Source organism: Streptomyces sp. NPDC055140, from assembly GCF_053607285.1.
Genome location: NZ_JBSGTG010000192.1, coordinates 1 through 1,470 on the forward strand (window position 1 = coordinate 1; position 1,470 = coordinate 1,470).

The window sequence follows — 1,470 nt, forward strand, 5'->3', positions numbered from 1 at the left end:
CTCCGGAGGTATAGGCGATACCGGCGAAGGGCCGGCCGATGACGGCCGTGCACCAGTCATGCCCCCGCCGACGGGAAACGGCTGCCATCTCCGTGGGTTTCCGGGGGTCGAGAGGCCCGCGGCTCCGGCGCTGGGCTTCCGTGCGGACCTGGACGTACTCGGGGTACGCCGCTTCGGCCGGTTGATTGGGCAGCGAGACGGCGACAACACGACGTCGCATAAGGGAGTCCTCTTCTCGGGAGTCCGGCGGTTGCTCTCCGCCGGAGGGCGTGAACGGGCTTGCTCAGGGAGACCTTCTGACGCGCGCAGGGTGCGGCGTCCCGGGCCGGTGCCCCGGACTGTGGCGTGGCGCACGGCAAGACGCGCAACCAAGGGGGCCCGGGCACACGGCGGCCCCCAGACCCGCGAGATCGCGGGACGGGGGCCGGGGCGGTCGGGCATGGCTGGCCAGGGGCTGGGGCAGTTACATGGGCTGCCTCCTCGTAGTCCAAGTCGCCGTTGGCGTTGTGTACAGGGCGGGGGTCCTTGGGCCGTAGCTGGCCCCGAGCTGGCCAGCCGCCTACGGGGTCAGAACAGTGCTTTGTAGATGATGACGATCGCTGCCACGCTGAGAATGAGGGCAGCAATGGACCGCAGCGCCCAACCGTGACAGCCGTACGCCTCGCAGGCCACGTCTCCTTCGCGGGCGTCACGCGGTGCGGTCACGAGGTAGGTGAATGCGGTGCGGGCGGCCCTGCTCAGCGTGCTTCTGGTAGCGCTGTCCGGTCGGCGAGGCCGGGGCGGTCGCCCAGGGAGTGTTGTGGGACGCGGCGAACCGGACGGACGCGTTGCTGATCACCCTGAACAAGAAGCCGGGCATCTGCCCTCCCAGGCGGGCCACGCCCATCGCGGCGAGGATCTCCGAGCGGTTGTAGGCGTGGTGGACGCTCATGGGGATGTGGGCGTGCGGGCCCTCAAGGGGTCGCGCGGGCAGCATGCGGGGGCTGTGCATCAGGTGCGTGAGGAGCTGGCCGAGCTCGGCGCGTGCCTGCTGCTGGCTGCGCAGCGACGCCAGACCCTCGGCGTAGGAGGCGAAGCCACCTGCCTTGTCCCACATGTTGAAGAACAGCATCCGCGCCAGGGTCTGGTCGAAGGCGTTCAGGTCCTTGTATGCCGGAGCATTGTCGGCGGTGAACTGCCGGTAGGCGTGGGCGCGTTCGCTGTCATCCACGTGCAGGAAGGAGTGCATACGCTTGAGCAGGTCCGCCTCACCCGGCACGGGCGTGGTGGGGGTGGGGGTCAGCTCCGCGCGCCGCAGGATGGTCGTCCACGAGCCACTGCCCCGATACACGTCCGCCACATCACGGCCCGTAGCTGTTAGGAAGGCGGACAGGTCGCGGGTGCCGACGTCCTTCGCCTCCCGCGCCAGAGACTGCACCGTCACCCGTGACGGTCCGACGGCAGCAGCGTCGGAGGCAGAAGCAGAGTTGT

1 protein-coding gene and 1 pseudogene are annotated in these 1,470 nt (G+C 69.5%); both read right to left on the bottom strand.

The features are described from left to right. Positions 1–220: hypothetical protein (locus ACWFR4_RS48895; protein WP_453658463.1), on the bottom strand; the 220-nt coding region annotated here is incomplete at its 3' end. Positions 221–688: 468 nt separating this feature from the next. Next, positions 689–1,470 (bottom strand): annotated as a pseudogene (locus ACWFR4_RS48900) (hypothetical protein); the annotation flags it as partial.